The following is a 22,763-nucleotide window of genomic DNA, read 5'->3' on the forward strand; positions in this document are numbered from 1 at the left end:
GCCTGGCGGCACTAGCGCGGTGGTCCCACCTGACCCCATGCCGAACTCAGAAGTGAAACGCCGTAGCGCCGATGGTAGTGTGGGGTCTCCCCATGTGAGAGTAGGGAACTGCCAGGCATCAAATAAAGCAGAAAGCTCAGTCGAAAGGCTGAGCTTTTTGTTTTTGCGTTTAAAAAGAACCCCGTCCCGAAAGGTGCGGGGTTTTTTGCTGTGTGGTGTATGCCTCCCCCGGTGGCGCTGCGCTTACCGGGGCTACGGATCCTCGGCCACCTGCTGGCCGAGGGGACATCAATGCCGCAAAGTTACCGACGTCAATCGTAGTCTGCTTCAGCCTGCTGCTCATGTATCAAATTCAATAACGGATATGGTTGACCCAGATCGTCCGTTTCAGAGCGACCTGTCACTTTGAAACCCATTCTCCGATAAAACCCGACCGCTTGTTCATTCTGCTCATTTACGTTGGTCGTCAGTGTTGGCGTTAACGACAGCGCATGCGCGATCAGCAATCTCCCCACACCGCAGCCGCGGACATCCGGATCGACGAACAGCGCATCCATATGATCTCCGGTCAGCAGCATAAAGGCGATCGGCTGGTCCTCCGTGTTAACCGCCACCCACAGCGGAGCCTCCGGTATAAAGGCACGTACCAGCTCCTCCAGCTCTCTCCGATACGCTTTTGACAGAAAATCGTGCGTGGCGTCGACTGACCGACACCAGATCGCAATCAGTTTATCCCCTTCATCAGGTCGGGAACGGCGGATGCTAATAACCATATTTTCTCCTTTTCTTCATTCTTATATTCTAACCCAATGCGCGCCGTGAAATTTTCTCACCGTGAACATGCAGACTCGACATTCACCCGATTCCTGGTTATCTTCAGCTATCTGGATGTCTAAACGTTTATACGTATGCTATGAGGTAATAGAGTTATGCCAATTCGGGTGCAGGACGAGCTACCAGCCGTCAATTTCTTGCGCAATGAAAACGTCTTTGTGATGACGACAACGCGTGCAACAACTCAGGAAATCCGCCCCCTGAAGGTGTTAATCCTCAACCTGATGCCGAAGAAAATCGAGACGGAGAATCAGTTCCTGCGTCTGCTGTCGAACTCTCCGCTGCAGGTGGACATCCAGTTATTACGTATCGATGCGCGTGAGTCACGTAATACGCCGGCGGAGCATCTGAATAACTTTTACTGCAATTTCGATGAGATCTGCGATCAGAACTTCGACGGCCTGATCGTCACCGGCGCTCCCTTAGGCCTGGTTGAATTTAATGATGTCGCTTACTGGCCGCAGATCAAACAGGTGCTGGAGTGGGCCAAGGATCACGTCACTTCGACGCTGTTCGTCTGTTGGGCAGTTCAGGCCGCGCTGAATATTCTGTACGGCATTCCCAAGCAGACCCGCGCCGAAAAGATTTCTGGCGTTTATGAACACCATATTCTTCATCCACACGCTTTACTGACCCGCGGTTTCGACGACTCTTTCCTGGCCCCACACTCACGCTATGCTGACTTTCCGGCAGGGCTTATCCGGGATTATACCGATCTCGAGATCCTCGCGGAGACGGAAGAGGGCGATGCGTATCTGTTCGCCAGTAAAGATAAGCGTATAGCCTTTGTCACCGGCCACCCCGAGTACGATGCCAATACCCTGGCAAGTGAATATTTCCGCGATGTGGAAGCCGGTTTGAACCCTGAGGTTCCCCACAACTATTTTCCGCAAAACGACCCGCAGAACAAACCGCGCGCCACCTGGCGGAGCCACGGTAATCTGCTGTTCGCTAACTGGCTGAACTATTACGTCTACCAGATTACACCATACGATCTGCGTCATATGAATCCAACGCTGGAGTAATACTCCGCACGAAACGATCCTAAAGCGTTTCAGCACTTTGCCTCTGGCACCTTCGGGTGCCTTTTTTATTTCCGAAATTCACCTCATGGCTGATGATAACTTTAATTTCATTGTTATCAATATGTTAATCTAATTTTAAAATTAAAATGGAAATTGTTTTTGATTTTGAAAATTAATTGAGTAGTCTTAATTGTGCTGAGCGAAAACTGCACAACGATCTTTCGCTCGCTTCCAGCGGATCAACCAAGAGGAGCAGCACAATGACGCAGCAGGCGACAATCACCGATGAACTGGCCTTTAGTCAGCACTATGGCGAGCAGGAGAAGCAGATCTTAACGCCTGAGGCGGTAGAATTCCTGACGGAACTGGTGAGCCGCTTTACGCCGGCGCGCAATAAACTGCTGGCCGCGCGTCTGCAGCAGCAGCAGGCCATTGACGATGGGCAGCTGCCGGATTTTATTTCGGAAACTGCTTCCATTAGAAATGGCGACTGGACCATTCGCGGTATCCCGGCGGATTTGCAGGATCGCCGCGTTGAAATTACCGGCCCCGTCGAGCGCAAGATGGTCATTAACGCGCTGAATGCTAACGTAAAAGTCTTTATGGCGGACTTTGAGGATTCGCTGGCGCCGGACTGGCGTAAAGTCATTGATGGCCAAATCAACCTACGTGATGCCGTGAACGGGACCATCAGCTACACCAATGAGGCTGGCAAAATCTACCAACTGCAGCCCAATCCCGCTGTGCTGGTATGCCGTGTGCGCGGCCTGCACCTGCCGGAAAAGCATGTGACCTGGCGTAATGAGGCCATTCCCGGCAGTCTTTTCGATTTTGCGCTCTATTTCTTTCATAACTACCAGGCGCTGCTGGCGAAAGGAAGTGGTCCCTACTTCTATCTGCCAAAAACCCAGGCCTGGCAGGAGGCGGCATGGTGGAACGATGTCTTCAGCTTTACTGAAGATCGCTTTGACCTGCCGCGCGGCACCATCAAGGCCACGCTGCTGATTGAAACACTGCCGGCGGTGTTCCAGATGGATGAGATCCTGCATGCGCTGCGCGACCATATTGTCGGCCTGAACTGTGGCCGCTGGGACTATATCTTCAGCTATATCAAGACGCTGAAAAACCATCCTGACCGCGTACTGCCGGACCGCCAGGTGGTGACGATGGATAAACCCTTCCTCAGCGCCTACTCACGGCTGTTGATTAAGACCTGCCACAAACGCGGGGCGTTTGCGATGGGTGGAATGGCGGCCTTTATCCCGAGTAAAGAGGCCGAGCGTAACCGTCAGGTGCTGAATAAAGTCACCGCCGACAAAGAGCTGGAGGCGAACAACGGTCACGATGGCACCTGGATCGCCCATCCTGGACTGGCGGATACCGCCATGGCGGTGTTTAACCGCGTGCTCGGCGACAAGCCGAATCAGCTCTCGGTGACCCGTAGCGAGGACGCGCCAATTACCGCCGAACAGCTGCTGGCCCCCTGCGAGGGCGAGCGCACGGAAGCCGGGATGCGCGCCAACATCCGCGTGGCGGTGCAGTACATCGAAGCCTGGATCTCCGGCAACGGCTGTGTACCGATTTATGGCCTGATGGAAGACGCCGCGACGGCCGAGATCTCGCGCACCTCTATCTGGCAGTGGATCCATCATCAGAAAACCCTGAACGACGGCACGCCGGTCACGAAAGCGCTGTTCCGCCAGTGGCTGGCGGAAGAGCTGATGGTGATTCAGGAGGAGCTGGGAGAGCACCGCTTCAGCCATGGCCGCTTTGACGATGCGGCGCGGCTGATGGAGCAGATCACCACCTCCGACGAACTGATTGATTTTCTGACATTACCGGGCTACCGCCTGCTGGCCTAATCGCCAGATGGTGTTGTTCGCCATTTAGTCCTTCACCAATGACGCCTGGGGAGCCAGGAAATAATATGGAGCATCTGCACATGAAAACCCGTACCCAACAAATCGAAGAATTAAACAAAGAGTGGACGAACCCGCGCTGGGAAGGGATTACCCGCCCGTACAGCGCGGAAGAGGTGGTGAAATTACGCGGCTCGGTGAACCCGGAGTGCACGCTGGCGCAGCTTGGCGCAGCGAAAATGTGGCGTCTGCTGCACGGTGAGGCGAAGAAAGGGTACATCAACAGCCTTGGCGCGCTGACCGGCGGCCAGGCCTTGCAGCAGGCGAAGGCCGGCATCGAAGCCATTTATCTCTCCGGCTGGCAGGTGGCGGCGGATGCTAACCTGGCGTCCAGCATGTACCCGGATCAGTCGCTGTACCCGGCCAACTCGGTACCGGCGGTGGTGGATCGGATCAACAATACCTTCCGCCGCGCCGATCAGATCCAGTGGTCAGCCGGGATTGAGCCGAACGATCCGCGCTTTATCGACTACTTCCTGCCGATCGTGGCGGATGCGGAGGCCGGTTTCGGCGGCGTCCTGAACGCCTTTGAGCTGATGAAATCGATGATTGAAGCCGGTGCAGCGGCTGTTCACTTCGAAGATCAGCTGGCGTCGGTGAAGAAGTGCGGTCATATGGGCGGTAAAGTGCTGGTTCCAACCCAGGAGGCGATACAGAAACTGGTGGCGGCGCGTCTGGCTGCCGACGTGATGGGGGTCCCGACGCTGGTGATCGCCCGTACCGATGCTGACGCTGCCGATTTAATTACCTCAGACTGCGATCCGTACGATCGTGAGTTTATTACCGGAGATCGCACCAGCGAAGGGTTCTTCCGCACTCATGCCGGGATCGAGCAGGCGATCAGCCGCGGGCTGGCTTACGCGCCGTATGCGGACCTGGTGTGGTGTGAAACGTCGAAACCGGATCTCGAGCAGGCGCGTCGCTTTGCCGAAGCCATTCATGCGCGTTTCCCGGGCAAACTGCTGGCCTATAACTGCTCGCCGTCGTTTAACTGGAAGAAAAATCTCGATGATAAAACCATCGCCAGCTTCCAGCAGCAGCTGTCAGACATGGGGTACAAATACCAGTTTATTACCCTCGCCGGGATCCACAGCATGTGGTTCAACATGTTCGACCTCGCCCATGCCTACGCTCAGGGTGAGGGGATGCGCCACTATGTTGAAAAAGTGCAGCAGCCGGAATTCGCCGCCGGGCCGGAAGGCTATACCTTCGTCTCGCATCAGCAGGAGGTGGGCACCGGCTACTTCGACAAGGTCACTACCATTATCCAGGGCGGCGCCTCGTCGGTGACGGCGCTGACCGGCTCGACCGAAGAAGATCAGTTTTGAGCCATGCCCGGTGGCACGACGCTCACCGGGCCTGTGAAGGGATCCAGACCGGATAAGCGAGCGCGCCATCCGGCCTGACGTGGTACCGGATGGGGGAGTTCGATGACGCGTGGTCTGGAATTACTGATTGCCCAAACGATATTGCAGGGATTTGACGCTCAGTATGGGCGTTTTCTCGAAGTGACTTCCGGCGCGCAGCAGCGCTTTGAACAGGCCGACTGGCATGCGGTGCAGCAGGCGATGAAACAGCGGATCCATCTCTATGACCACCATGTGGGTCTGGTGGTGGAGCAGCTGCGCTGCATCACGGAGGGAAAAAGCACGGATGCCGACTTTTTGCTGCGGGTGAAAGCCCACTACACCCGTTTGCTGCCGGATTACCCTCGTTTTGAAATTGCCGAGAGCTTTTTCAATTCGGTCTACTGCCGCCTGTTTGACCACCGCTCGCTGACCCCCGAGCGGCTCTTTATTTTCAGCTCGCAGCCCGAGCGTCCTTTTCGCACCCTTCCGCGCCCGCTGGCGAAAGATTTCTATCCAGAGCGCGGCTGGTCGCACCTGCTGGGTAAAGTGCTGTCCGATCTGCCGCTGCGGCTGCCGTGGCAAAATAAAGCGCGGGATATCGGCTATATCATTGCCAGTCTGCAGGAGGCGCTAGGGGAGGAACCGCTCGCCACCTGTCATCTACAGGTCGCCAATGAGCTGTTCTATCGCAACAAAGCCGCCTGGCTGGTGGGCAAACTGGTGATGCCGATGACCACGCTGCCCTTCTTGCTGCCGATCCATCGCAGCGACGAGGGCGAGCTGTTTGTCGATACCTGCCTGACCACCCATGCCGAAGCGAGCATCGTTTTTGGCTTCGCGCGTTCCTATTTTATGGTTTATGCGCCCCTGCCCGGCGCTCTGGTGGAATGGCTGCGCGAGATCCTGCCGGGTAAAACCACGGCCGAGCTGTATATGGCGATTGGCTGCCAGAAGCACGCCAAAACCGAAAGCTATCGCGAATATCTGCACTACATCGCTCGCTGCGATGAGCAGTTTATCGAGGCGCCGGGCATTCGCGGGATGGTGATGCTGGTGTTTACCCTGCCGGGGTTTGACCGGGTGTTCAAGGTGATCAAAGACCGCTTCGCGCCGCAGAAGGAGATGACCGCCGCCCACGTGCGCGCCTGCTATCAGCTGGTAAAGGAGCATGACCGCGTCGGGCGGATGGCGGACACGCAGGAGTTTGAAAACTTCGTGCTGGAGAAACGACAAATCGCGCCAGCGCTGCTGGCGCTGCTGCAGGCGGAAGCGGGGAACAAACTGACCGACCTCGGCGACCGGATTGTCATCAGTCATCTGTATATTGAACGGCGAATGGTGCCGCTCAACCTGTGGCTGGAGCAGGTTAACGGCCAGGCGCTGCGCGATGCGGTAGAAGAGTATGGGAATGCTATCCGCCAGCTGGCCGCCGCCAACATCTTTCCCGGCGATATGCTGTTTAAAAACTTCGGCGTCACCCGCCACGGCCGGGTGGTGTTCTACGACTATGATGAAATCTGCTATATGACGGAGGTGAATTTCCGCCAGATCCCGCCGCCGCGCTATCCCGAGGATGAGCTGGCCAGCGAGCCGTGGTACAGCGTCTCGCCGGGGGATGTGTTTCCGGAGGAGTTCCGCCACTGGCTGTGCGCTGACCCGCGCATCGGGCCGCTGTTTGAGGAGATGCATGCCGACCTGCTGCGTGCCGACTACTGGCGCGAACTGCAGACGCGGATTAAAAACGGTCATGTGGAGGATGTCTATGCTTACCGGCGTAAGCAGCGTTTTAGCGTGCGCTATGGCGCCGACAGTAGGCCGGATAAGGCGTTTACGCCGCCATCCGGCAAGGTGCGCCGATCTGCCTGATGGCGCTACGCTTATCAGGCCTACTTAAAATGCCCCTGCGGGGCATTTTTTTATTTAACCCCGCCGTATGCCAGCGTCACTTCCTTCGCCGCTTTGATCACCAGCGCGCCCAGCTCGGTCACCCGATCATCGGTCATGCGTGAGATGGGACCGGAGATGGAGATTGCCGCGAACGGTTCGCGGTGTTCATCATAAATGCAGGCGGCGACGCAGCGCAGGCCGAGCGCGTGCTCCTCGTCATCGAACGAGTAGCCCCGCTTGCGGGTCTGCGCTAAATCTTCCTTCAGATGCAGCGGCGAGACCAGCGTGGCATGCGTATAGGCATGCAGCCCTTTACGGTGCAGCAGGCTGGTCACCTGCTCTTCGCTCAGCTGCGAGAGGAACGCCTTCCCGGCGCCGGAGGCGTGCATCGGCAGTTTTCCGCCGATTGGCGCCGACATACGCATCAGCTGGGTGCACTGCACCTGGTCGATAATGATCGCCTGGTGGTCGCTCTGGTCAAGCACCGCCAGATTCACCGTTTCACCGGAATCCTCCATCAGCTGGCGCAGGATCGGGTGGACAATCGCCAGCAGATTGCGGCTTTGCAGAAAGCTACTGCCGACCACGAAGGCATGCGCGCCGACGGCCCAGTGGCCCAGCTCGCCGACCTGGCGAACGAAACCCAGCTGCTGCATGGTGGTCAGCAGACGGTGAGTGGTTGAGTTGGGCAGACCCGCCTGCTGCGCCAGCTCGGTCAGCGCGACGCTGCTGTGGGACTCGGCAATCCATTCGAGCAATTTCAGGCCGCGGGTCAGCGACTGAACCTGACCGCCAGCCTGCTGGGCGGTGGCAGCCGCGGGTTTTCTGCCGCGTTTCGCGGGAACGGGGGTAGTGGCCATCGCGGACTCCTTTTTCTGTATCGTGGAAATGATTTTCGTTTTATTTGGCGATAATGCAATCACAACCGGACTCATCGGAGGAGTGAAGCTGAACATGTCTCATATTGCCCGTTGTTGTCTTTTCCGCTCCGGTGGTTTATGCCAGTATGGTTTGTTGGCTATTTGGCCTGTGTTGAGCGTTGTCGGGAGCAAGTGTGAGCAGCAAAGTTGAGCAACTGCATCAGCAGTTAAAAGAACGTATTCTGGTTCTGGATGGGGGCATGGGCACCATGATCCAGGGCTACCGTCTGAGTGAGCAGGACTTTCGCGGTGAGCGCTTTGCTGACTGGCCGTGCGACCTGAAAGGCAACAACGACCTGCTGGTGCTCAGCAAGCCCGAGGTGATCCGCGAGATCCACGACGCCTACTTCGAGGCCGGCGCGGATATCATTGAGACCAACACCTTTAACTCGACGACCATTGCGATGGCGGATTACCAGATGGAATCCCTGTCGGCAGAGATCAACTTTGCGGCGGCGAAGCTGGCCCGCGCCAGCGCCGATGCCTGGACGGCCCGCACGCCGGAAAAACCGCGCTACGTCGCGGGCGTGCTTGGCCCAACCAACCGCACCGCCTCTATTTCGCCTGATGTGAACGATCCGGCGTTCCGCAATATTACCTTTGACCAGCTGGTGGCTGCCTATCGCGAATCCACCCGAGCGCTGGTGAAAGGCGGCGTGGATCTGATCCTGATTGAAACGGTATTTGACACCCTGAACGCCAAAGCGGCCATCTATGCGGTGAAAGAGGAGCTGGAGGCGCTGGGCGTTGACCTGCCGCTGATGATCTCCGGGACCATTACCGATGCCTCCGGCCGCACGCTGTCCGGGCAGACCACCGAAGCTTTCTATAACTCGCTGCGTCACGCCGAAGCCTTATCGTTTGGTCTGAACTGCGCCCTCGGGCCGGACGAACTGCGCCAGTACGTCCAGGAGCTGTCGCGTATCGCTGAATGCTACGTTACCGCGCACCCGAACGCTGGCCTGCCCAATGCCTTCGGCGAATACGATCTGGATGCCGATACCATGGCGGCGCAGATCCGCGAATGGGCGGAAGCCGGTTTCCTCAATATCGTCGGCGGCTGCTGCGGCACCACGCCGGAACATATCGCCGCCATGAGCCGCGCGGTGGCCGGCCTGCCGCCGCGCCAGCTGCCGGAGATCCCCGTCGCCTGCCGTCTTTCCGGCCTGGAGCCGCTGAATATCGGCGATGACAGCCTGTTCGTTAACGTCGGCGAACGTACCAACGTTACCGGCTCGGCGAAATTTAAACGCTTAATCAAAGAAGAGAAGTACAGCGAAGCGCTGGACGTCGCGCGTCAGCAGGTGGAAAGCGGCGCGCAGATCATCGATATCAACATGGACGAGGGGATGCTCGACGCCGAAGCGGCGATGGTGCGCTTCCTCAACCTGATTGCCGGCGAGCCGGACATTGCCCGCGTGCCGATCATGATCGACTCCTCCAAATGGGAGGTCATCGAAAAGGGCCTGAAATGCATTCAGGGCAAAGGCATCGTTAACTCCATCTCGATGAAAGAGGGCGTCGAACCCTTTATCCACCATGCGAAACTGGTTCGCCGCTACGGCGCCGCGGTGGTGGTGATGGCCTTTGACGAAGTGGGGCAGGCCGATACCCGCGAACGTAAAATTGAGATTTGCCGTCGCGCCTACAAAATCCTCACCGAAGAGGTCGGCTTCCCGCCAGAAGATATTATCTTTGACCCGAATATCTTCGCGGTGGCGACCGGTATCGAAGAACACAATAACTATGCCCAGGACTTTATCGGCGCCTGCGAAGACATCAAACGCGAGCTGCCGCACGCGCTGATCTCCGGCGGCGTCTCCAACGTCTCCTTCTCTTTCCGCGGCAATGACCCGGTACGTGAGGCGATCCACGCCGTATTCCTCTACTACGCGATCCGTAACGGCATGGATATGGGCATCGTCAACGCCGGCCAGCTGGCGATTTACGACGACCTTCCCGCCGAGTTGCGCGACGCGGTTGAAGATGTGATCCTCAACCGCCGCGATGACAGCACCGAAAGATTGCTCGAGCTGGCGGAAAAATATCGCGGCAGTAAAGTTGACGACGGCGCCAATGCCCAGCAGGCGGAATGGCGCAGCTGGGAGGTGAAAAAACGCCTCGAATATTCGCTGGTGAAGGGCATTACCGAATTTATTGAACAGGACACCGAAGAAGCGCGTCAGCAGGCCGCTCGCCCGATTGAGGTGATCGAAGGGCCGCTGATGGACGGCATGAACGTGGTCGGCGATCTGTTCGGCGAAGGCAAAATGTTCCTGCCGCAGGTGGTGAAATCCGCCCGCGTCATGAAACAGGCGGTGGCCTACCTGGAGCCGTTTATTGAAGCCAGTAAAGAGCAGGGCTCCAGTAACGGCAAAATGGTGATTGCCACGGTAAAAGGCGACGTTCATGACATCGGCAAAAACATCGTCGGCGTGGTGCTGCAGTGCAATAACTACGAAATAATCGATCTTGGCGTGATGGTCCCGGCGGATAAAATTCTCAAAACCGCCAAAGAGGTGAACGCGGATCTCATCGGCCTTTCCGGGTTGATTACCCCGTCGCTCGACGAAATGGTTAACGTGGCGAAAGAGATGGAGCGCCAGGGCTTTACCATCCCGCTGCTGATCGGCGGCGCGACCACCTCTAAAGCGCATACGGCGGTGAAAATCGAGCAGAACTACAGCGGCCCGACCGTTTACGTACAGAACGCTTCGCGCACCGTCGGGGTGGTGGCTGCGCTGCTCTCGGACACGCAGCGCGATGAGTTTGTCGCCCGTACGCGCAAAGAGTATGAAACCGTGCGTATCCAGCATGGGCGTAAAAAACCGCGCACCCCGCCGGTGACCCTGGCCGCCGCACGGGAAAACGATCTGGCCTTTGACTGGGAGAGCTACACTCCGCCGGTGGCCCATCGCCTGGGGATTCAGGAGGTGGAAGCCAGTATCGAGACGCTACGCAACTACATCGACTGGACGCCGTTCTTTATGACCTGGTCGCTGGCGGGCAAATATCCGCGCATTCTGGAAGATGACGTGGTAGGGGAAGAGGCGCAGCGCCTGTTCAAAGACGCTAACGAGCTGCTGGATAAGCTGAGCGCAGAGAAAACCCTCAACCCGCGCGGCGTGGTGGGCCTGTTCCCGGCCAACCGCGTGGGCGACGATATTGAAATCTATCGCGATGAAACCCGCACCCACGTGCTGACGGTGAGCCATCACCTGCGCCAGCAGACGGAGAAGGTCGGCTTCGCCAACTACTGCCTCGCCGACTTTGTGGCGCCGAAGCTGAGCGGCAAAGCGGACTATATCGGCGCCTTCGCCGTCACCGGCGGCCTGGAAGAGGACGCGCTGGCGGAAGCCTATGAAGCGCAGCATGATGACTATAACAAGATCATGATCAAGGCCATCGCCGATCGTCTGGCGGAAGCCTTCGCCGAGTATCTGCACGAGAAAGTGCGCAAGGTCTACTGGGGGTATGCGGCCAATGAGAACCTCAGCAATGAGGAGCTTATTCGCGAGAATTACCAGGGGATCCGTCCGGCGCCGGGGTATCCGGCCTGTCCGGAGCACACCGAAAAAGGCACCATCTGGCAGCTGCTGGACGTCGAAGCCCATACCGGCATGAAGCTTACCGAATCGTTCGCCATGTGGCCGGGGGCATCGGTTTCCGGCTGGTACTTCAGCCATCCGGACAGCAAATACTTCGCCGTGGCGCAGATCCAGCGCGACCAGGTCGAAGACTACGCGCTGCGTAAAGGGATGACCCCGGCGGAAGTCGAGCGCTGGTTAGCCCCTAATCTGGGCTATGATGCGGACTAGTCGTCATCTTTCCTTACAACAAACAAGGCGCTCTGTGAGCGCCTTGTCTCTTTATTGAGGTTAACCCCTTATACTGAGATAGGTTCCAGAATGTCGGAACACCTATAACGATAAGGAGAAGCTGATTCCGTGTTAACTCTGCTACACCTGTTGTCCGCGGTCGCTCTGCTGGTGTGGGGCACGCATATCGTGCGTACCGGGGTGATGCGCGTCTATGGCGCTCGCCTGCGTACCGTTCTCAGTAGCAGCGTAGAGAAAAAGCCGCTCGCCTTCTGCGCGGGTCTTGGCGTGACTGCGCTGGTGCAAAGCAGCAATGCCACCACCATGCTGGTGACCTCGTTTGTCGCCCAGGATTTAGTGGGCCTCACGCCGGCGCTAGTGATGGTGCTGGGGGCCGACGTCGGTACGGCGCTGATGGCGAGGGTGCTGACCTTCGACCTGTCGTGGCTGTCGCCGTTGTTGATATTTATCGGGGTGATTTTCTTCCTCGGCCGCAAGCAGACCCGCGCCGGGCAGCTGGGGCGAGTGGGGATTGGCCTTGGGCTGATCCTGTTGGCCCTGGAGCTGATTGTGCAGGCCGTCCACCCCATTACCCAGGCCAACGGCGTGCAGGTAATTTTTGCCTCGCTGACCGGGGATATTATGCTGGATGCCTTGATTGGCGCCGTATTCGCGATCATCAGCTACTCCAGCCTGGCGGCGGTGCTGCTGACCGCGACGCTGACCGCGGCAGGAGCGATCTCTTTCCCGGTGGCGCTGTGCCTGGTGATTGGCGCCAACCTGGGATCGGGGCTGTTGGCGATGCTCAACAACAGCGCGGCGAACGCGGCGGCGCGCCGGGTGGCGCTGGGCAGCCTGTTGTTTAAGCTGGTGGGGAGCCTGATCATTCTGCCGTTCGTCCATCCGCTGGCCGCGGCGATGCACAAGCTGCCGTTGGCCGAGTCCGAGCTGGTTATCTACTTCCATGTTTTTTACAACCTGCTGCGCTGCATCGCGATGGTGCCTTTTACCGGACCGATGGCGAAGCTGTGCCAGCGCATGATCCGCGATGAACCCGAGCTGGATAACCATCTCAAACCCAAGCATCTCGACCCGTCGGCGCTGGACACCCCGGCGCTGGCGCTGGCCAATGCCGCGCGCGAGACGCTGCGCATTGGTGACGCGATGGAGCAAATGCTGGAGAGCCTGCATAAGGTGATGCATGGCGAACCGCGTCAGGAGAAAGAGCTACGCCGCATGGCGGACGATATCAACGTGCTCTACACCGCCATTAAGCTCTATCTGGCGCGAATGCCAAAGGATGAGCTGGCGGAAGAGGAGTCCCGGCGCTGGGCGGAAATTATTGAGATGTCGTTAAACCTCGAGCAGGCCTCCGATATCGTCGAGCGGATGGGCAGCGAGATCGCTGATAAATCGCTGGCGGCGCGGCGCGCCTTCTCGGTGGAAGGGTTAAAGGAGCTGGACGCCCTGTACGATCTGTTGCTCAGCAACCTGCAGCTGGCGATGTCGGTCTTCTTCTCCAGCGATGTGCCCAGCGCCCGTCGCCTGCGGCGCAGTAAACACCGGTTCCGCATTCTTAACCGCCGTTACTCGCATGCGCACGTTGACCGTCTGCATCAGCAGAACGTGCAGAGTATCGAAACCAGTACGTTGCACCTGGCGCTGCTAGGGGATATGAAGCGTCTGAACAGCCTGTTCTGCTCGGTGGCTTACAGCGTGATGGAGCAACCGGATGAAGACGACGAAAGGGATGACTACTGAGACGGATTATTTTTCCGTCTATGTCGCTTCTTTTCTGGCGAGGTAGCCCTCCCGGGACGTGGCTGACGCCTTCCCGGGAGGGACATCCTAGCTTCTGGCAAACGCCGAGGCCTCTGCCACCAGCGCGTTATCCGGTCGTACGCCGGTATAAAGGGCGAACTGCTCGACGGCTTGCAGGGCAATGACTTCCGCACCGCTGATGGTTTGCTTACCCCGTTGTTGCGCCAGGCGGATCAGCGGGGTTTCCGCCGGCAACGCGACCACGTCAAACACGACGCTGGCCTGGGCCACCATGGCCTCGCTGAACGCCAGCGTGTTGCTTTCCGCTCCCCCCGCCATGCCCAGCGGTGTGACATTGACCAGAATCTCGGCTGCGATCCCTTCCGGCAGGGGCTGCCACTGAAAGCCATACTGTTTTGCCAGCGCCAGGCCGCGCTGGCGATTGCGGGCCGCAATGATCACGTCACGGAAACCGGCATCACGGAAGGCGGCAATGACGGCTTTCCCCATGCCGCCGCTACCCTGAATCATCACTCTGGCGTTGGCATCGAGCCGATGGCTGGCGATCAGGCTTTTGACCGCGATGTAATCGGTGTTCAGCCCGGTTAACTTCCCGTCGTCATTGACGATGGTGTTGACGGAGTCGATGACTTTTGCCGACGGATCGATAGCGTCAAGAAACGGTATGCAGCTCTCTTTAAACGGCATGGAGACCGCACAGCCGCGGATACCCAATGCGCGAACCCCTTTTACCGCCGCCTCAATATCCTTAGTCGTAAAGGCTTTGTAGAGGTAGTTCAACCCCAGCTTGTCATACAGATAGTTATGAAAGCGGGTGCCGAAGTTGCCGGGGCGACCCGCCAGGGAGATGCACAACAGCGTATCGCGGTTAATCATGCATAATATCCTCCGCGTGGGCCAGCAGATACGCTTCAGCCTCCTGGGACCAGATCCCATGGTGACGCGCCACAATCGCTGCCAGTTCGGGATCGGCGATCTCGCCCAGCGGCGTGAGCGGGAAGGCTTTTCCGGTATACACCAGCTTTTTTCCCCCGCCGATGGCAGGCAGATCGAGGGTGGTTTCGCCCGCAGCGTTCAGGCCGAGAATATGGGTGACCACTTTCGCCGTCTGGACCTTTTTCGCCTGCATCAGCGCCACCGCGGCGCGCATATCGTCAGTATTACCGCCGGAGGTGCCGACGTAGTGGGTAAAGGCGTAGTGCACGTCGTAGAAGTTGATCGGGGCGCTGAATTGCTTATCCTGGGGGCCAGCAAAGAAATTCAGGCAGCCGTCCGGGGCCAGCAACGAGGAGGCCAGGGTGATCAGCTGTTCGTTTGGCACAAACACGAAGATATCGTCGAAGCCATGGCCGCCGCTGAGCGCCAGCAGCGTATCGCGACTGGCCTCATGGCCGTCGAGGTAGTGGATCAGCGTCTGCGGCTCAGAGGGGTAATGCCGGCGGGCGTAGCTGAGCTTCGGCTTATTGGTATCGGTCACTACCAGTAGTGAAGGATTGATGGGGCCGTGCAGCGCATAGTCGATGGCCAGCAGCCCCATCGGCCCCGTCCCGCCCAGGATCAGGGTGCGTCCCTGAGGACGGATCCCCATCACGTGGTTGTAACTCCCCTCCTGCAGATGATAGTTGGCGTTGAAGGCGCCAATGACGCAGGAGAGCGGCTCCACCAGCGATCCTTCAAACCAGGTATCCCCCTCCCAGGTGAGCAGGCAATCCTGCGCCATCACCTCATTGGGGATCACCACATGCGTGGCTTCGCCACCGATCCATGGGAATGAGTAGCCGGGGCAGTCGGGTCGGTCGGGCAACTGCAGGTTGGCCTGGATCACGTAGCGCTGCCCCGGCTGAAACTTATGCTGCCACTTTTTACCGACGGCAAGGATTTCGCCGCAGAATTCATGGCCGATAATAATAGGCCTGGTGGCCACATCATCAGGCACCTTTTTATGATCGGCACCCTGATTGGCCTCTTTCCATGAAGAAAGGCACAGGCTGTCAGTGACCACCCGGGCGAGGATCTCATCGTCCTGCATCGCCGGGAGGGTAAAGGTTTCCAGGCGCAGGTCACGTTTGCCATACAGGCGCAGAGCCGTTGTTGTTTGCATAAACCACCTCATCCCCTTCATCTTTCGGGGCTATGTTGTTGACGTCACCCCGGCATCGCCGGGGCGGAATAATCAGGACAGAAAGCCGAGGGCGTTGCCGATAATGCCTAAGCCGAAAAGGGCGAAAATCAGCCAGACCGGATTCACTTTCTTGTTCAGCAGACGCACCATCAGTAGCGTCAGGCCCAGCGCCAGCAGGCCGGGGCAGAGCTGATCGAGGATGTTCTGGACGGTCATCGTGACGGTGGCGCCGTCTGCACCGGGCGTTTGGGACACCACCAGCGGCACATTGATGGTGGTCCATTTGGTCACCAGCACCCCCATGACAAACAGGCCGAGAATGGAGGCGCCTTCGGTCAGCTTCTGCAGCAGGTTACCGCCCATATCGCTGACGATATTGACCCCTTTACGGAAGCCCAGTTGCAGGCCGTACCACTTCATTGCCAGCCGCACTGCATTGAAAATAAAGAAAAATAACAAAGGTCCCAGAATATTGCCGGAGAGGGCCAGCGAGGCGCCAAGGGCCGCGGTAATCGGCCGCAGCGTGCCCCAGACCAGCGGGTCGCCGACGCCGGCCAGCGGGCCCATCAGACCCACTTTGATGCCGTTGATAGCGCCATCGTCAATGGCCGCGCCGTTAGCCCGGGCCTCCTCCATGGCGGCGGTGACGCCGATCACCGGGCCACACACCGCCGGCGTGGTATTAAAGAACACCAGATGACGCTTCAGCGCCGCGACCTGATCGGCTTTGAGCGGATACAGGCGTTTGATCGCCGGGATCATGTCGTAGCAAAATCCCAGGCCATGAATACGTTCGAAGTTAAAGGAGGCCTGCTGGAGGTTGGAGCGGAGAAACATGCTCACCAGGTCGCCTTGCGTGATTTTTTTCTGTTCCATTTTCGGCTCCATTAGTCGTCAAGCTGGTCAAGGGCGGGGGCAGAGGGGGCAGTGGAGGCGGCGGGTTCAGCCTTACGCCACTGTGGATTGAGCTGGATGTAGATCAGCGCGATGATGACGCCCACGCCGCCGAAGGCCAGCAGACTGAAGTCGAGATAACCCCCGGCGAGAAAACCGAGGAAAAAGAAGGGCATCAGGTACTTCACACCCATCATTCGCAGCACCATCGCGTAGCCCACGACGACAATGAAACCACCGGCAATCTGCAGGCCGCGGGTGACGAATTCCGGGATCGCGCTGAGCATACTGCTGACCATATCCGCGCTAACGAACAGCGAGACCACCAGCGCCGGGATTGCCACGCGTAGTGCCTGCACCCCCAGTGCGGAGACATGCAGCAGGTCGATTGTGCGAAAGCGCGCCTCCTCGGCCGCTTTGTCCGCGGCGTGCTGGAACACCACGGTAATGGTACGGGCGAAAACGGTCAGCACCTGCCCGGCGGCGGCCACCGGCAGAGCAATGGCGATACCGGTGGCAATGCTCTGGTGGCCCACAATCACCAGAATGGCGGAGATAATGCTGGCCAGCGCCGAATCTGGCGACTGCGCTGCCCCCACGTTCATCCAGCCGAGGGCGATCAGCTCCAGCGTACCGCCGAGCATAACCCCGGTTTTTAAATCACCCAGGATGAGGCCAATCACGGTACAGGCGATAAGGGGCCGATGGGTCTGAAATTCATCCAGCACGCTGCCCATTCCGGCAATACAGGAAAAAATAAATATGGCTATTATCTGTAGAGTACTAATTTCCATAATTTATGACCTTTAAGGTGTGAGTCATCCTGCCTGCTACGGCATATCACAACAGGCGCTATTTTTTATTCGCAGAAAGCTGTTTCGTTAATTTTGTCGAGAATATTGACTGACGGATCTGATGCGACCACGCGTAAATCGAGTTTTACGCCCAGTTTATCGAGTTCACGGAATGCCTGAATATCCTGCGGATCCAAAGAAACGGCTTTGGTTAGCTGTTTTTTCCCGGGTCGCCAGGCCATGCCACCAATATTTAACGTGGCGATCTGCACGCCCTGGCGCACCATCATTAAAACATCGTGTGGATTGGTAAATAAATAAAAGACGGTCTCGTCCTGATATTGCGGGTTATGATAGACCGCAACCGCTTTTTCCAGACTGACAACGTTTACCTTCATGCCTGGCGGAGCCGCCTGGCGCAACAGGGTCCGGCGAACCTCATCGTTAAATACATCGTCATTGCAGATAATTATCCGCTGGGCGTTGGCGACTTTTGACCACACGGTGGTAACCTGGCCATGAATCAGTCGGTCATCAATACGGGCGAGGGTAATTTGCATCAGAACTCCTCCTCAACGGTTTCTGGCTGCTGCCAGACCACACAGCACTGACTGGCGATGGCCTGCAGATGCTGGCATAAGTCATCGGCGCTCAGGGTATGCTGGTTATCCACCAGCTCGAGCGCCAGCGGTAGCGACAGGCCGCTAATCACCCGGATCTGCGGGTGACGCATTGCCAGCCCGGCTGCGGCATTCCATGGGCTTCCGCACTGCAAATCTACCGCGATTACCCACTCCCCATTGGTGTGGGCGCTTACTAACTTTTCCAGGTTAATGGCGATATCCGCCGCGTTTTCGCCGGGGACAAACGCGACGGCGCTGACGTTAACCTCGCCGTAGACCATGCGTACCGAATCAAGCATGGCCCCGGCCAGCTGGCCGTGGGCGCAGAAGATAGCGTGAACCATACTGCCTCCTTAACCGCGCGTTTTTCCGCCGGCAATGTTAGTGGTGACTCCGGTGATGTAGCTGGCGCGCGCTGACAAGAGATAGCAAACAAAATCAGCCACTTCCGAGAGCTTTCCTGCCCGCCCGATGGGAATGGCGTTTTTGGTATATCCCTCGCGAAGTTGCTCGACGGTGATATTGCGCGTCCAGGCCAGCGCCTCTTCATATTCCGGTGTCCGCAGGCCGGTTTTTTCGAGGATCCCCGGCGCAACGCCGACCACGCGGATCCCATATTTACCCAATTCTTTGGACCAGGAGCGGGTAAAGCTGTTGAGCGCGGCCTTGGTCGCGGCGTAGCAGCTTTGACCTTCAGAGCCTTCCAGGCCGCTCTCCGAAGAGACATTGACAATCACACCGGCGCGCTGTTTGATCATTTGACGCGCCACCGCCTGCGACATGAAAAACACCCCTTTCTGGTTGATATTGACCATTTTTTCAAAAGCGGCTTCGTTTAATTCATAGCGGCCGGCCGGTGCTTTTTCGTCGACTAATAAACGCGGGAAATTCACGCCGGCGTTATTGACCAAACCATCAATTCGCGACCAGCGCTGAATAATGGCATCGATAGTCTGTTGCACCTCTGTCGCGCTGGAAATATCCGTCGGCCAGAAGTGATAATTATCGCCATTGTGATGACGATCGCCGCCATGAATATCAATCATCTGGACATGAGCACCTTGTGATAATAATTCATCGACAATGGCCAGCCCAATTCCCGAGGCGCCGCCGGTCACGATAATGACGTTATCTTTTAAATTTAACCATGTATTCATTATTTACTCCCATTTCTTTAGATAAAGGGATCCCCCGCAGCGGGTGCTGCGTGAAATCATATCCTGTGTGTTATTTCAGTAATAACTCAGCCGTTTCTCTGTTTGTCACCAGACAATTAATATAGCGTCCGTGCAATGCGCCAAGAATGCCAGAGTATTTCTCTTCACCCATGGCGATGCCGATGGAATAGCGAGCCTGGCGCAGCTTCGCCATTTCGATCGACAGGGTTTTTTCGCTCATATTGGTATCGACTAACCCGCCGTTAATATCGTAGAAACGCGAGCAGATATCCCCGGCGACGTGGCGGGCGTTGAGATCGTCGCTCTCTTCGCTGCCGTAGAAGGCATGCCAGTTTGCGCCGTCGCGAATGGCCGGTGAACCAATACCCACCAGCGCCACATCCAGGCTGTCCCAGTAGGATGAGATGGTTTTAAAATGCTGGGACTGCATGATGCCGTTGCGGATCAGCGGGTTATCCAGCAGGGCTGGAAAATCGGCAAGGTGGGATTCCGCTTTCAGCCTGGCTGCCGCGCCGTAGGTTAAAGTGTTCACATGGTAGCGGCTCTCCAGTTTACCGGAAGGACCACCGATGATGGGGACACAGATCACCTGGCGTGACTGGCTGGCCTGCGGCAGGTTCTCCACCAGCGAACGCACGGCGCGGCCCCATGAAAAACCGATGATATCGCCTGGCTCCAGCAATCGGTCGACAAGCAGGGCGCCATGCTGGCCCATCGCACTCAGCTGTTCTTCTTCCAGCAGCCCATCGCTACTGGCAACCACCGCCTCTTTCAGGCCAAATTTTTGCTTGAGCTGTTGCTCGAGCCACAGGTTTTCATTGTAGTCATAGTTGATGGCGATGGTAACAATGCCCTGCTCGCGGCCGCGCTTCAGCAGGCGACTGATGGTGGTGCGATAGATCCCCAGCTCGCGAGCAATTTGCGCCTGAGTCATATCCTGCTCGTAATAGAGCTGGGCGATTTTGACAATCAACCGGATATCATCGCTGTTTTCCATGGTCATCTGCAGGCTCCTGCACATTTGTGCAAATCGCGGGTTTGTGCTGTTGATCTGATATAACCCTATTAGAGCCACCGTTTAAAGCGATTTTCTTTTATTTCATCACCCTAATCTGGCGAATAATCTTGCACATTTGCGTTATCAATAGCTGGTTGTTGGCACCTTTGTGCATTGCACGCTAAATCGCTGATTCTGTGATATTTAAGCATGCAAAGTTGCCAGGCGTTGAGCGAGACACTTTTGTGAAAAAAGGCGTAGTCGATCACACCTTGCGCCGGAGGGCGCAAAGGCACATCTTTTTTCTCGCCCGCAAGGTAGGGTATATTTCGCTTTTACAGGAGAATCTATGCTGCCCGACTCATCAACCCGATTAAACAAATACATCAGTGAAAGCGGCATCTGCTCGCGTCGCGAAGCGGACCGCTTTATTGAACAAGGCAACGTCTTTATCAATGGCAAGCGCGCCACAATTGGCGATCAGGTGAAGCCTGGCGACCTGGTCAAAGTTAACGGACGGTTGATTGAGCCGCGCGAAGCGGATGATCTGGTGCTGATTGCGCTGAATAAGCCGGTCGGCATTGTGAGCACCACGGAAGACGGCGAGCGCGACAACATTGTCGATTTCGTCAACCACAGCAAGCGTATCTTCCCTATCGGCCGTCTGGATAAAGACTCCCAGGGGCTGATCTTCCTCACCAATCACGGCGACCTGGTGAATAAGATCCTGCGCGCCGGCAACGACCATGAAAAAGAGTATCTGGTTACGGTCGATAAGCCGGTGACCGATGAGTTCATTCGCGGCATGGGCGCGGGGGTACCGATTCTCGGGACCGTGACCAAAAAATGTAAGGTAAAGAAAGAAGCGCCGTTCGTTTTCCGCATCACTCTGGTGCAGGGGCTGAATCGCCAGATCCGTCGCATGTGCGAGCACTTTGGCTATGAAGTGACGAAGCTTGAGCGTACGCGGATTATGAACGTCAGCCTGACGGGGATCCCGCTGGGTGAGTGGCGCGATCTGACCGATGACGAGCTGATCGATCTGTTCAAGCTGATTGAAAACTCTTCTTCCGAAGCGAAGCCGAAAGCTAAGCCGAAGGCCAAAGCGGCGACCCCCGGCATCAAGCGCCCGGTGGTGAAGATGGAAAATAGCAACGATAAGGGCCGCCCGGCTGGCAACGGCAAGCGTTTCACCCAGCCGGGACGTAAAAAGAAAGGGCGTTAACGCCTGCCGCGGGTCGGCGTATTCGCCGACCAGGAAAAGGTCGCTTCCTTATCCGTCTTATAAGCCTGCTGTTTTTTCACCTGGCGGGCTTTCTTCGCTTCCGCTTCACGCTGGGCCATCAGCTTATCGATATATTCCTTTTTTACGCTGTTCGTTTCCGCATTGCTCAGCGGGCGGCCGTGCGCAATGCGCGCGCGGTCAAGCAGCGTTTTCAATTCGCGCTGTTCGCGCTCGGTCATCTCTTTTTGTGTAATACGGGGGAGTGCCATGGTGGTGCCCTCAGTCAGACCAGAGCACCCAGTGTACGGCAATGAATATTTTACTGATAGCCTGTATGGCAACTAAAGCAGGCACACGTCCGGGCCGGCGCCCGGACGTGTCACGCTCAGCGCTTGCTGGTTTTTTTGGCGATGGGCTTCCCTGACCAGTACCCGGCCAGCAGCGAACCGGACAGGTTATGCCAGACGGAGAACAGGGCTCCCGGCAGCGCCGCCAGCGGGCCGAAGTAAATTTTCCCCAGCGCGGCCGCCAGGCCGGAGTTCTGCATCCCCACCTCGATCGCCAGCGTACGGCAGGTGGATTCATCAAAACCAAACAGACGTCCGCCCCAGTAGCCGCCGAGCAGGCCGATGGTGTTATGCAGGATCACTGCGATAATCACCACCAGGCCGACGGACGCGATATGGGCCGCGGAACCCGCCACCACCGCGCTGATGATCGCCAAAATGCACACCATCGAGAAAGCGGGCAGGAACGGCTCCACCGCTTTCACCACCTTCGGCAGCAGATGATGGACAATCAGCCCCAGGGCGATGGGAATGACCACAATCTGCAGAATGCTCAGCAACATCCCCATGACGTCGACCTGAATGTGCGCGTCGACGTACAGACGGGTCAGCAGCGGCGTCGCGATGACGCCGACCAGGGTGGAGACCGAGGAGATGGTCACCGACAGGGCCACATCCCCTTTGGCCAGAAAGATCATCACGTTGGAGGCCGTCCCGCTGGCGACGCTGCCCACCAGCACCATCCCGGCGGAGAGCTCCGGCGGCATATGAAACAGCAGCGCCAGCAGCCAGGCGGCGAGCGGCATCACCAGATAGTGCAGAAATATCCCTGCGGCGACCGGCGCCGGACGCGACAGGACGCGTTTGAAATCCGCCAGCTTCAGATGTACCCCCATACCGAACATAATCAGCATCAGCAGGGTGGTAACCCACGGGCCGATCGGGGTGAAGGTGGTGGGGGTGTAATAGGCCAGAACGGAGAGCAGCAGTGCCCATAACGGGAACAGCCGCGTCAGAGTTGCGAGCATGTTGTGTTCCTTGCGATACGCAAACCGGCCGCGCCGTCCCGGTAGGGCGGCGAGCAGGTCAGCTGGTTGTGTTGATGTTGT

The 22,763-nt window shown here is 57.6% G+C and carries 19 protein-coding genes and 1 rRNA gene; 8 read left to right on the forward strand and 12 right to left on the reverse strand.

Annotated features, from left to right (window positions below; genetic code table 11):
* The first annotated feature begins 1 nt into the window (after position 1).
* A 5S ribosomal RNA gene (gene rrf, locus MKR05_RS20310) occupies positions 2 to 117 on the forward strand.
* A gap of 194 nt (positions 118 to 311) precedes the next feature.
* Here the strand turns inward: rrf and MKR05_RS20315 are convergent.
* Entirely contained in the window at positions 312 to 773 is a 462-nt protein-coding gene (locus MKR05_RS20315; RefSeq protein WP_032454547.1) for an acetyltransferase, read from the reverse strand.
* A 156-nt stretch (positions 774 to 929) separates the two neighbouring features.
* Here MKR05_RS20315 and metA point away from each other — a divergent pair, with 156 nt between their 5' ends.
* The 4 genes from metA (at position 930) to aceK (ending at position 6,993) form a co-directional block, all read left to right on the forward strand.
* The gene (gene metA, locus MKR05_RS20320; RefSeq protein ID WP_004206830.1) at positions 930 to 1,859 is read left to right on the forward strand and encodes a homoserine O-succinyltransferase; all 930 of its coding nucleotides are present in this window, start codon (positions 930 to 932) and stop codon (positions 1,857 to 1,859) included.
* Positions 1,860 to 2,119: 260 nt separating this feature from the next.
* Complete coding sequence (aceB, locus tag MKR05_RS20325) at positions 2,120 to 3,721, forward strand: malate synthase A (protein WP_048296420.1); 1,602 nt, start codon at positions 2,120 to 2,122, stop codon at positions 3,719 to 3,721.
* An 80-nt stretch (positions 3,722 to 3,801) separates the two neighbouring features.
* On the forward strand, positions 3,802 to 5,106 hold the full coding sequence (aceA, locus tag MKR05_RS20330; protein ID WP_004206828.1) for an isocitrate lyase: 1,305 nt from the start codon (positions 3,802 to 3,804) through the stop codon (positions 5,104 to 5,106).
* 102 nt (positions 5,107 to 5,208) lie between these two features.
* The gene (gene aceK, locus MKR05_RS20335; RefSeq protein WP_023291610.1) at positions 5,209 to 6,993 is read left to right on the forward strand and encodes a bifunctional isocitrate dehydrogenase kinase/phosphatase; all 1,785 of its coding nucleotides are present in this window, start codon (positions 5,209 to 5,211) and stop codon (positions 6,991 to 6,993) included.
* A 50-nt stretch (positions 6,994 to 7,043) separates the two neighbouring features.
* Here aceK and iclR read toward each other — a convergent pair whose 3' ends face one another.
* Entirely contained in the window at positions 7,044 to 7,874 is an 831-nt protein-coding gene (iclR, locus tag MKR05_RS20340; RefSeq protein ID WP_004206826.1) for a glyoxylate bypass operon transcriptional repressor IclR, read from the reverse strand.
* 194 nt (positions 7,875 to 8,068) lie between these two features.
* Here iclR and metH point away from each other — a divergent pair, with 194 nt between their 5' ends.
* Together metH and MKR05_RS20350 are read left to right on the forward strand one after the other, a co-directional pair.
* Entirely contained in the window at positions 8,069 to 11,752 is a 3,684-nt protein-coding gene (gene metH / locus MKR05_RS20345) for a methionine synthase (RefSeq protein ID WP_048296421.1), read from the forward strand.
* A gap of 129 nt (positions 11,753 to 11,881) precedes the next feature.
* Entirely contained in the window at positions 11,882 to 13,513 is a 1,632-nt protein-coding gene (locus tag MKR05_RS20350) for a Na/Pi cotransporter family protein (RefSeq protein ID WP_023291612.1), read from the forward strand.
* Between the two features lie 87 nt (positions 13,514 to 13,600).
* Here the strand turns inward: MKR05_RS20350 and MKR05_RS20355 are convergent, their stop codons facing one another.
* From MKR05_RS20355 to MKR05_RS20390, 8 genes are all read right to left on the reverse strand, one after another.
* Entirely contained in the window at positions 13,601 to 14,410 is an 810-nt protein-coding gene (locus tag MKR05_RS20355) for a shikimate 5-dehydrogenase (RefSeq protein WP_048296422.1), read from the reverse strand.
* Entirely contained in the window at positions 14,403 to 15,635 is a 1,233-nt protein-coding gene (gene sorE / locus MKR05_RS20360) for an L-sorbose 1-phosphate reductase (protein WP_048296423.1), read from the reverse strand. The genes MKR05_RS20355 and sorE overlap by 8 nt, the downstream gene beginning before the upstream one ends.
* Positions 15,636 to 15,707: 72 nt before the next feature.
* Entirely contained in the window at positions 15,708 to 16,532 is an 825-nt protein-coding gene (locus tag MKR05_RS20365; protein ID WP_002884590.1) for a PTS system mannose/fructose/sorbose family transporter subunit IID, read from the reverse strand.
* Between the two features lie 11 nt (positions 16,533 to 16,543).
* On the reverse strand, positions 16,544 to 17,344 hold the full coding sequence (locus MKR05_RS20370) for a PTS mannose/fructose/sorbose transporter subunit IIC (protein ID WP_002884608.1): 801 nt from the start codon (positions 17,342 to 17,344) through the stop codon (positions 16,544 to 16,546).
* A 65-nt stretch (positions 17,345 to 17,409) separates the two neighbouring features.
* Positions 17,410 to 17,904 (reverse strand): mannose/fructose/sorbose PTS transporter subunit IIB, encoded by a 495-nt coding sequence (locus MKR05_RS20375; RefSeq protein WP_044525120.1) that lies wholly within the window; start codon positions 17,902 to 17,904, stop codon positions 17,410 to 17,412.
* The gene (locus tag MKR05_RS20380) at positions 17,904 to 18,311 is read right to left on the reverse strand and encodes a mannose/fructose/sorbose PTS transporter subunit IIA (RefSeq protein WP_044525121.1); all 408 of its coding nucleotides are present in this window, start codon (positions 18,309 to 18,311) and stop codon (positions 17,904 to 17,906) included. Before MKR05_RS20380 ends, MKR05_RS20375 begins: the two co-directional genes overlap by 1 nt.
* Positions 18,312 to 18,320: 9 nt before the next feature.
* A complete protein-coding gene (locus MKR05_RS20385; protein ID WP_044525122.1) occupies positions 18,321 to 19,124 on the reverse strand; it encodes an SDR family oxidoreductase in 804 nt (267 codons plus the stop codon).
* 70 nt (positions 19,125 to 19,194) lie between these two features.
* On the reverse strand, positions 19,195 to 20,142 hold the full coding sequence (locus MKR05_RS20390; RefSeq protein WP_002884616.1) for a sugar-binding transcriptional regulator: 948 nt from the start codon (positions 20,140 to 20,142) through the stop codon (positions 19,195 to 19,197).
* A 349-nt stretch (positions 20,143 to 20,491) separates the two neighbouring features.
* Between MKR05_RS20390 and rluF the strand changes: the two genes are divergently transcribed.
* Positions 20,492 to 21,367 (forward strand): 23S rRNA pseudouridine(2604) synthase RluF, encoded by an 876-nt coding sequence (gene rluF / locus MKR05_RS20395; protein WP_023291614.1) that lies wholly within the window; start codon positions 20,492 to 20,494, stop codon positions 21,365 to 21,367.
* Here rluF and MKR05_RS20400 read toward each other — a convergent pair.
* Positions 21,364 to 21,636, reverse strand: a complete 273-nt coding sequence (locus MKR05_RS20400) for a DUF3811 domain-containing protein (RefSeq protein WP_004177859.1) — start codon at positions 21,634 to 21,636, stop codon at positions 21,364 to 21,366. The genes rluF and MKR05_RS20400 overlap by 4 nt on opposite strands.
* A gap of 116 nt (positions 21,637 to 21,752) precedes the next feature.
* Positions 21,753 to 22,682 carry a ketopantoate/pantoate/pantothenate transporter PanS gene (panS, locus tag MKR05_RS20405; protein WP_023291615.1) on the reverse strand — a complete coding sequence of 310 codons (930 nt, stop codon included), beginning with the start codon at positions 22,680 to 22,682 and terminating at the stop codon, positions 21,753 to 21,755.
* Positions 22,683 to 22,763: the final 81 nt, after the last annotated feature.

The organism is Klebsiella sp. K5-204, from assembly GCF_030128585.1.
Lineage (GTDB): Bacteria > Pseudomonadota > Gammaproteobacteria > Enterobacterales > Enterobacteriaceae > Klebsiella > Klebsiella quasipneumoniae.